Genomic DNA, 6,871 nt, shown 5'->3' with positions numbered 1-6,871 from the left:
TGGCTGCAGGCGGCGGCGCCCAGCAGGGCGGCGAGGGTCAGCGCGGCCGAAGCCAGTTTGATGGAAGGCGTCATGGATCGTGTCCCCGAAAAGAAAAACGCCCCGCCGATCCGGCGGGGCGCTGTGGTCATCAGCCCCTGGCGGCCGCGAACAGGTCGTTGACCTTGTTCCAGTTCACCACGGTCCAGAAGGCCTTGAGGTAATCGGGGCGGCGATTCTGGTACTTCAGGTAATAGGCGTGCTCCCAGACGTCGGCGCCCAGGACGACCGCGCCGCGCTCGTCGGCCACGTCCATCAGGGGGTTGTCCTGGTTGGGGGTGGAGGTGACCTTCAGCTTGCCGTCCTGCCAGATCAGCCAGGCCCAGCCTGAACCGAACTGGCCGGCGCCGGCGGCGTTGAAGGCTTCCTGGAACTTGTCCATGCCGCCCAGGTCCTTGTCGATTTGGGCCTTCAGCTCGGCGGAGGGTTCGCCGGTCTCACCCTGCGGGGCCAACAGCTCCCAGAACAGGCGGTGGTTCCAGTGACCGCCGCCGTTGTTGCGCACGGCCTTGGGCACCTTGGAGATACTGGCGAAAAGCTCTTCCAGCGACTTGCCCTGCAGGCTCGAGTCGGCGTCCACCGCCTCGTTCAGCTTGTCCACATAGGTCTTGTGGTGCTTGTCGTGGTGGAAGGTCATCGTCTCCTTGTCGATCGCCGGCTCCAGCGCGTCATAGGCGTAGGGCAGGTCGGGGAGGGTGAAGGCCATGGTGTGACTCCTTTTGTCGGCAATCGTTCGGTCTCAACGCTTCATGTAGGTGAAGCGATGCCGGACCCAAGCCATGCAGGCCCGAATTCCGGGGATTACGGCTCAGCTTCGGCGGTGCAGGACGTGGTCGACGCTGGCTTTCAGCATCTCGGCGTCGGGACCGAAGGGCGTCAGGTGGTCCCGCGCCTGATGAGCCAGGTGGTCCACCCGCTCGCGCGCCGCGTCGACACCCAGCAGGGTGACGAAATTGGTCTTGCCCCGGGCCGCGTCCTTGCCGCCCGCCGCCTTGCCCAGCAGATCCTCGTCCCCCTCGGCGTCCAGCAGGTCGTCGACGATCTGGTAGGCGAGGCCCAGGTCGTGGGCGAAGGCGAGCAGGGCGGTCCGGTGCTCCTCGCGCGCATGGGCGATGATCAGGGGTATTTCGAAGGCGTAGGTGATCAGGGCTCCGGTCTTGAGGCGCTGCATGCGCGCCACCCCGCCCAGATCGTCGCGCACCCCCATCAGGTCGATCATCTGGCCGCCGGCCATGCCGCGCGCGCCTGACGCGAAGGACAGGCGCATGGCCAGCTCGCAGCGCACGCCGGGGTCGTCGTGGGTGTCCTCGTCCAGGATGATGTCGAAGGCGGCGGTCTGCAGCGCGTCGCCGGCCAGCACGGCGGTGGCCTCGTCATAGGCCCGGTGCAGGGTGGGACGGCCCCGGCGCATGTCGTCGTCGTCCATGCACGGCAGATCGTCATGGATCAGCGAATAGGCGTGCACGCACTCCAGCGCGCAGGCGGCGCGCAGCACCGGCCGCTCCTCGATGTCGAACAGGCGGGCGGCTTCAAGGGCGAAGAACGGCCGCAGCCGTTTGCCGGGTCCGAGGGCGGCGTAGCGCATGGCCTCGGTCAGGCGCGCCTCGGGGCCGTCCGCCCGGGGCAGCAGTTCGTCCAGCGCCACGGTGACCAGATCGGCCACCTCCGCCACGCGGTCGGCCATGGCCTGTTCCGGCGAATTGGCGGCGGGATAGGGATCGGACCGGCTCAAAACAGACGGCCTCCCACCGGAACCTCGCGGTCCACGCCCACCAGCACCACCTCGCCGTCGGCGTCGGGAAAACCGAGGGTCAGGACCTCGGACATCATCGGTCCGATCTGGCGGGGCGGAAAATTCACCACGGCGGCGACCTTGCGGCCTTGCAGCTCGTCGATCGTGTAGTGTTTCGTGATCTGGGCCGAGGAGCGCTTCACCCCGATGTCCGGGCCGAAGTCGATGGTCAGGCGATAGGCGGGCTTGCGCGCCTCCGGAAAGGGCTCGGCCTTGAGGACCTGTCCGACGCGCACGTCCACCTTCATGAAGTCGTCGAAGGCGATCTGATCGGCCGCCGGGCCGGTCATCACGAGAACTCGGCGGGTTCGGCGCCCCTTGCCTGGCCGTCGGCGCCGACCACGATCTTCTCGACCCGCAGCTGGGCGGCCTTCAGCCGCGCCTCGCAGTGCGCCTTCAGGGCAGCGCCCCGCTCATAGATGGCGATGGAACGCTCCAGCGGGGCCTGGCCGGATTCCAGCTCGGAGACGATCTGCTCAAGCTGAGCCAGGGCGTCCTCGAAGCTGAGATCGGCGGGAATGGTCTTGGGGTCGTCGGCCATGGTCTTTTCGCGCATCCGGAGAGTCGGCCGACCCTAGACCATCTTGGTCACGCGGCGGAACGGCCCGCTCCAGAAAAAGAGTCAACCGGCCTGTTTCGGCGTCAGGGCGTCGTCCTTTTCGGTGGCGCGGCGCCAGGCGTCCCGGTCCATCACCCGGTGGGCATAGTCGGCGAACTCGGGGCGCTTCTCGATGGTGCCGAACTGCAGGCCCCAGCCGATCTGGGCGCCCACATAGACGTCCGCCGCCGTGAAGCGATCGCCGGCGATGTAGGGTCCGGCCTTCACCGCACCGGACAGGGCGTCCAGCACCGCCGCCATGGAGCCGTAGCCCACGAAGCCCTGCTTGTCGGCCGGCACCTCGACCTGCAGCGCCTGGTTGGTGACCGCGGCCTCCAGCGGTCCGGCGGCGAAGAACATCCAGCGATAGTAGGCCCCGCGCCGGTCCAGCGCCGGCGCCAGACCAGCCTTGGGAAAGGCGTCGGCCAGATAGGCGCAGATGGCGGCGCATTCGGTGATGATCTGGTCGCCATGCCGGATCGCGGGCACCTTGCCCATGGGATTGATCGCCAGATAGTCGGCGCCCTTCATGGTCGTGCCGTAATCGACCACCGTCTCGGCGTAGTCGGCGCCCGTCTCCTCCAGCATCCAGCGGACGATGCGGCCCCGCGACATGGGGTTGGTGTAGAACATCAGATCCTGGGCCATCGGCGGTCTCCTTTGCGGTCACGCTCGAACATAAGCAGAACGCGACGCCGCGTCATGTGAAACCCTCCGCGACGGAGGGGGGGCGGTCAGCGCTTCTCGAAGCGGCGGCTGGACCAGTATTTGAAACCCTGGTCCAGGGTGCATTGCCAGCCCAGGGCCTTGAGCCGATGGCCGATCATGGCGTTGAAGAAGCCGTGGGCCAGCACCAGCACCTCCTCGCCTTGCTCGGCGCGGGCGATCAGGACGTCGGCGGCTTTCACCGCCCGCGCCTTGGCCAGATCGCGGCTTTCCTCGCCCTCGTCATGCAGGTCGAAGGCCCACCACCAGATGCGCGAGACCACGCCCCACCAGCGGGGCGACAGCTTCACCCAGGCCGGAAAGGCGGGCGGGGGCAGGGGAGCTTCGATGAAAACGGGGTCTATGGAAAGTTCGCGTTCGCCCGCCACATGGCCCGCCGTCTCGATGGCGCGGGGCCGCGTCGAGACGAAGATGGCGTCGGCGCGGGCAGCGGTCTGCAGCAGGCCCGGCGGCGGCGTCTGCTTCTTGCACAGCCCGCCCACCTCATAGGTCGCCCACCAGTCGCGGTAGCCTTGGGATGTCAGCAGCACCTTGCGGGACAGGGCCGGGCGGCCGTGGCGGGCAAGGGTGATGGCGCCCGGCGCGCGCACGGCGGCGGGCGCCGCCGGGGGGCGGACGGGAATCGACTCAGCGGGGAGATTCTGGATCGTCATGGCCGGACACGGACGCCTTTGGCATCAAAGGTTTCGCGCGTCTATCCCTCCCCTAGCGCCCGCAGATGGGCGACGGCCGACAGGCCCAGTCCATTCAGGTCGTAGCCGCCCTCCAGCGACGAGACAACCTTGCCGCCGCAGCGGGCGCGGGCCACCTCGATCACCGCCCGCGTGGCCCAGGCGAAATCCTCGGCCTCCAGAGACTGGTGCGCCAACGGATCGCGGCGGTGGGCGTCGAAGCCCGCCGAGATGATCACAAGGTCGGGATCAAAGTCGTCCAGCGCGGGCATCAGCCCGCCGGAGAAGGTAGCCCGCCAGGCCTCGCGCGCCGCGTGGGGTGGAACCGGGGCGTTGACGATGTTGCCTACGCCTGTCTCGTTCGCCGCGCCGGTGCCGGGATAGAGCGGCATCTGATGGATGGAGCCCAGAAAGAGGCTGGCGTCGTTCTCGAACGCCGCCTGGGTGCCGTTGCCGTGGTGCACGTCGAAGTCGATCACCGCGACCCTCGCCATACCCAGCGTCTGGGCTTCGCGCGCGGCGACGGCCACATTGGAGAACAGGCAGAACCCCATGGCCTTGTCCGGCTCCGCGTGGTGGCCCGGGGGACGCACGGCGGCAAAGGCGCGATCAGCCTCGCCGCGCGCCACGGCCCGCACCGCCTGGATCGCCGCCCCCGCCGCCAGTCGCCCGGCCCGCACGCTGCCCGGCGACAGCACCGTGTCAGCGTCCAGCGCCACGACGCCGGCGGCGGGCGAGGCGTCCAGAATCCTCTGAACGTGGGCCTCGGGGTGGACGCGGATCAGGGCCTGAATCTCGGCCTCCGTCGCCTCGCGCCGGTCCAGCGACAGGCCCGCGTCGTCCACGGCGTCCAGCACGGCCGCCAGCCGGGCCGAGCGCTCGGGGTGCCCCTGACCGGTGTCGTGGGCGAGCATGTCGGGGTGGGTGATGAACAGGGTCATGAGTCGCAGTCTAGCGAGGCGGCGGGGTTTGCGTCACGCGCCGGGAAAGCTATGCCGCCGTCATGACCGCTTTCACCATCCGCACCGCCACGCCCGACGACGCCCCCGCACTGGCCGCGCTGGGCCGCGCCACCTTCATCGAGACCTTCGTCACGGGCTTCGGCATTCCCTATCCGCCGGAGGATCTGGAGCGATTTCTGGATCAGACCTTCAGCGAGACGACCACGCGTGCTCGATTGACGGATCGCGATCACCAGTACTGGGTCGCGGAGCGGGACGGCGAGATTCTGGGCTTCGCCAACACCGGCCGCTGCGGACTGCCGCATCCTGACGCGCGACCGGGCCATGCGGAACTGCACCGGTTGTACGTGTCGAAGGCCGCACAGGGCCTCGGCGTCGGCACAGCCCTGCTCAAGATCGCGCTGGAATGGATGGAGGCCAACTCCGACGGGCCGCTGTGGATCGGGGTCTGGAGCGGCAATGTGAAGGCGCAAAAGCTGTACGCCGCCTATGGCTTCGAGAAGGCGGGGGAATACCAGTATCCGGTCGGGTCCTGGCGCGATGACGAGTTCATCCTGCGCCGGGGCTGACGTCAGGGATCGTGGATGGACCCTGCGCCCGTCCTCTGCTGATGTTCAGGGCGAAACAGGAGAGCGGCCATGGTCTGGATGATGCTTCTCGCCGGCCTGGCGGCCCAGAACGACCCGGCCGCATCCGCTCGCGCCGAAGCGGACCTCCTGATCGCCGCCGCCGGCGCCGAGGGCGTGTTCGAAAACATAACCACCGACACCGTCCCGACCCTGCGCCATGTTCAGAGCGGCCTGACCTGTCACTTCACGCCGGGAGAGGCCAGCAATTCGGTCACGGTCTATCCCGCCTTGGGCGACGGCATCGTCCAGGGCGACGACGTAAGCTGCCATACGCGGGCGTCCCGGATGAGCGCCACGGTCTATGCCACCCGCTACGCCGATCAGGCGACGGCGGAACAGGTGCTGGAGATCTCCACGGCCGCCGTCCGCGCGCGCCTTCCGGATGCCGTCGCCTATGAGGGCGGCTTTCCTCTCCTGACCGCGCCGACCCAGGACGAGCCGCCGCTCCACGCCGTCTTCACGGCCAGGAGCGAGGAGGGGCCGTTCGTCACCTTCCTTCTGGTCCAGCATCACGGCGACTGGGGCTTCAAGTTCCGGGGGTCGCGTGAAGGCGATGAGGTGGTCGAGGCCGGGATGACGGGCGGGATGATGTTCATGAACGCCCTCCGGTTTGTCACTGAACCCTAGATCGGGACTTCGCCTTCCTCGCCCGCCGGGTTCTCGCGGGTGGGCATGGTCTTGATCTCGGGCACGACCTTCTCCCTGAATACCTGGTGCAGGCGGCGCAGTTCCGTGATCGGCTCGGGATGGTGGTCCACGCGGATGTCCCATAGCGGATAGTCTTCCGTGCCCATCACATAGACGGTGGCCGAGACCTCGCCCTTTGCATCGCCGCCGGCCGCCACGCCTTCCGCCAGGGCCTCCAGCAGACGGTCGGCCAGGGCCTCGTCCGGCATGGCCTCGAATCGCTCGGCCGTTCGGGTCAGCACGTGGGCGCCCGCCAGCCGGTTGCCCTGGGCGCTGAAGCCGTCCCGCTGCAGCGATCCGCACCAGTCCAGACACGCCTCGCCGGTGAAGGTCGCCGTGCGGCCCTCCCGGTCGATCACCGCGAACTGGCGGAAGCGGATGGCCGGATCGGTGGTCAGCAGCGCCGCATGCACCGCCTCGGCCGACAGGCCTTGCCGCAGCAGGTTCAGCCCGTCGATGCCCAGATAGGGGTTCACTCGCGCCTGGGTGGCCACCGCGCCCGCGCCCGCGGCGGCGTGGGTCAGGAGCTTCCCTACCGCCGGGACGGCCGTGACCGCTGCGACGCCGAATTGTCCTGTGCGGGCGCAGCGCGCCACCAGGGAGAAGGTCATGAGGCGGGAGCTCCGGCTGCGGCTGGGTCCGGGCCAAACGAGCGGCGAGCGTGACGGTTGCGCCTTGCAGGCTTCGTATGGCCACGCTGGAACTTTCCGCACCCGGATCGGGTTGGCGTCTCGCGAAAACGGAGACGGACCATGCTGGCAGGGGAT

General features: G+C 68.6%; 10 protein-coding genes. 2 read left to right on the top strand and 8 right to left on the bottom strand.

Annotated elements, in window-relative coordinates; genetic code table 11:
- Positions 1–130 precede the first annotated feature (130 nt).
- The 7 genes from C0461_RS04845 to C0461_RS04815 form a co-directional block, all read right to left on the bottom strand.
- Positions 131–745: a superoxide dismutase gene (locus C0461_RS04845; RefSeq protein WP_292104437.1), complete on the bottom strand. Its 615-nt coding sequence runs from the start codon at positions 743–745 to the stop codon at positions 131–133.
- Positions 746–847: 102 nt separating this feature from the next.
- The gene (locus C0461_RS04840) at positions 848–1,723 is read right to left on the bottom strand and encodes a polyprenyl synthetase family protein (RefSeq protein WP_292104439.1); all 876 of its coding nucleotides are present in this window, start codon (positions 1,721–1,723) and stop codon (positions 848–850) included.
- 44 nt (positions 1,724–1,767) lie between these two features.
- A complete protein-coding gene (locus C0461_RS04835) occupies positions 1,768–2,121 on the bottom strand; it encodes a tRNA-binding protein (RefSeq protein ID WP_292104436.1) in 354 nt (117 codons plus the stop codon).
- On the bottom strand, positions 2,121–2,372 hold the full coding sequence (locus C0461_RS04830) for an exodeoxyribonuclease VII small subunit (protein ID WP_292104434.1): 252 nt from the start codon (positions 2,370–2,372) through the stop codon (positions 2,121–2,123). The genes C0461_RS04835 and C0461_RS04830 overlap by 1 nt, the downstream gene beginning before the upstream one ends.
- 81 nt (positions 2,373–2,453) lie before the next feature.
- A complete protein-coding gene (locus C0461_RS04825; protein WP_292104433.1) occupies positions 2,454–3,077 on the bottom strand; it encodes a glutathione S-transferase family protein in 624 nt (207 codons plus the stop codon).
- Between the two features lie 86 nt (positions 3,078–3,163).
- Positions 3,164–3,808 (bottom strand): histidine phosphatase family protein, encoded by a 645-nt coding sequence (locus C0461_RS04820; protein ID WP_292104432.1) that lies wholly within the window; start codon positions 3,806–3,808, stop codon positions 3,164–3,166.
- Between the two features lie 41 nt (positions 3,809–3,849).
- Positions 3,850–4,767, bottom strand: a complete 918-nt coding sequence (locus C0461_RS04815; RefSeq protein WP_292104430.1) for a histone deacetylase family protein — start codon at positions 4,765–4,767, stop codon at positions 3,850–3,852.
- 62 nt (positions 4,768–4,829) lie between these two features.
- Between C0461_RS04815 and C0461_RS04810 the strand changes: the two genes are divergently transcribed.
- Entirely contained in the window at positions 4,830–5,357 is a 528-nt protein-coding gene (locus C0461_RS04810) for a GNAT family N-acetyltransferase (RefSeq protein WP_292104429.1), read from the top strand.
- Positions 5,358–5,426: 69 nt separating this feature from the next.
- The gene (locus C0461_RS04805) at positions 5,427–6,044 is read left to right on the top strand and encodes a hypothetical protein (RefSeq protein ID WP_292104427.1); all 618 of its coding nucleotides are present in this window, start codon (positions 5,427–5,429) and stop codon (positions 6,042–6,044) included.
- On the opposite strand, the gene C0461_RS04800 is transcribed toward C0461_RS04805, so the two are convergent.
- A complete protein-coding gene (locus C0461_RS04800) occupies positions 6,041–6,715 on the bottom strand; it encodes a DUF1028 domain-containing protein (protein WP_292104426.1) in 675 nt (224 codons plus the stop codon). The genes C0461_RS04805 and C0461_RS04800 overlap by 4 nt on opposite strands.
- Between the last annotated feature and the right edge of the window lie 156 nt (positions 6,716–6,871).

The organism is Brevundimonas sp., assembly GCF_013823285.1.
GTDB lineage: Bacteria > Pseudomonadota > Alphaproteobacteria > Caulobacterales > Caulobacteraceae > Brevundimonas.
This window is presented reverse-complemented; position numbering and strand designations above follow the sequence as displayed.

Bases quoted from the DNA above. Each gene is read 5' to 3' on its own strand.
- C0461_RS04845 (WP_292104437.1), bottom strand. From the start codon at position 745: ATGGCCTTCACCCTCCCCGACCTGCCCTACGCCTATGACGCGCTGGAG.
- C0461_RS04840 (WP_292104439.1), bottom strand. From the start codon at position 1,723: ATGGCCGACCGCGTGGCGGAGGTGGCCGATCTGGTCACCGTGGCGCTG.
- C0461_RS04835 (WP_292104436.1), bottom strand. From the start codon at position 2,121: ATGACCGGCCCGGCGGCCGATCAGATCGCCTTCGACGACTTCATGAAG.
- C0461_RS04830 (WP_292104434.1), bottom strand. From the start codon at position 2,372: ATGGCCGACGACCCCAAGACCATTCCCGCCGATCTCAGCTTCGAGGAC.
- C0461_RS04825 (WP_292104433.1), bottom strand. From the start codon at position 3,077: ATGGCCCAGGATCTGATGTTCTACACCAACCCCATGTCGCGGGGCCGC.
- C0461_RS04820 (WP_292104432.1), bottom strand. From the start codon at position 3,808: ATGACGATCCAGAATCTCCCCGCTGAGTCGATTCCCGTCCGCCCCCCG.
- C0461_RS04815 (WP_292104430.1), bottom strand. From the start codon at position 4,767: ATGACCCTGTTCATCACCCACCCCGACATGCTCGCCCACGACACCGGT.
- C0461_RS04810 (WP_292104429.1), top strand. From the start codon at position 4,830: ATGACCGCTTTCACCATCCGCACCGCCACGCCCGACGACGCCCCCGCA.
- C0461_RS04805 (WP_292104427.1), top strand. From the start codon at position 5,427: ATGGTCTGGATGATGCTTCTCGCCGGCCTGGCGGCCCAGAACGACCCG.
- C0461_RS04800 (WP_292104426.1), bottom strand. From the start codon at position 6,715: ATGACCTTCTCCCTGGTGGCGCGCTGCGCCCGCACAGGACAATTCGGC.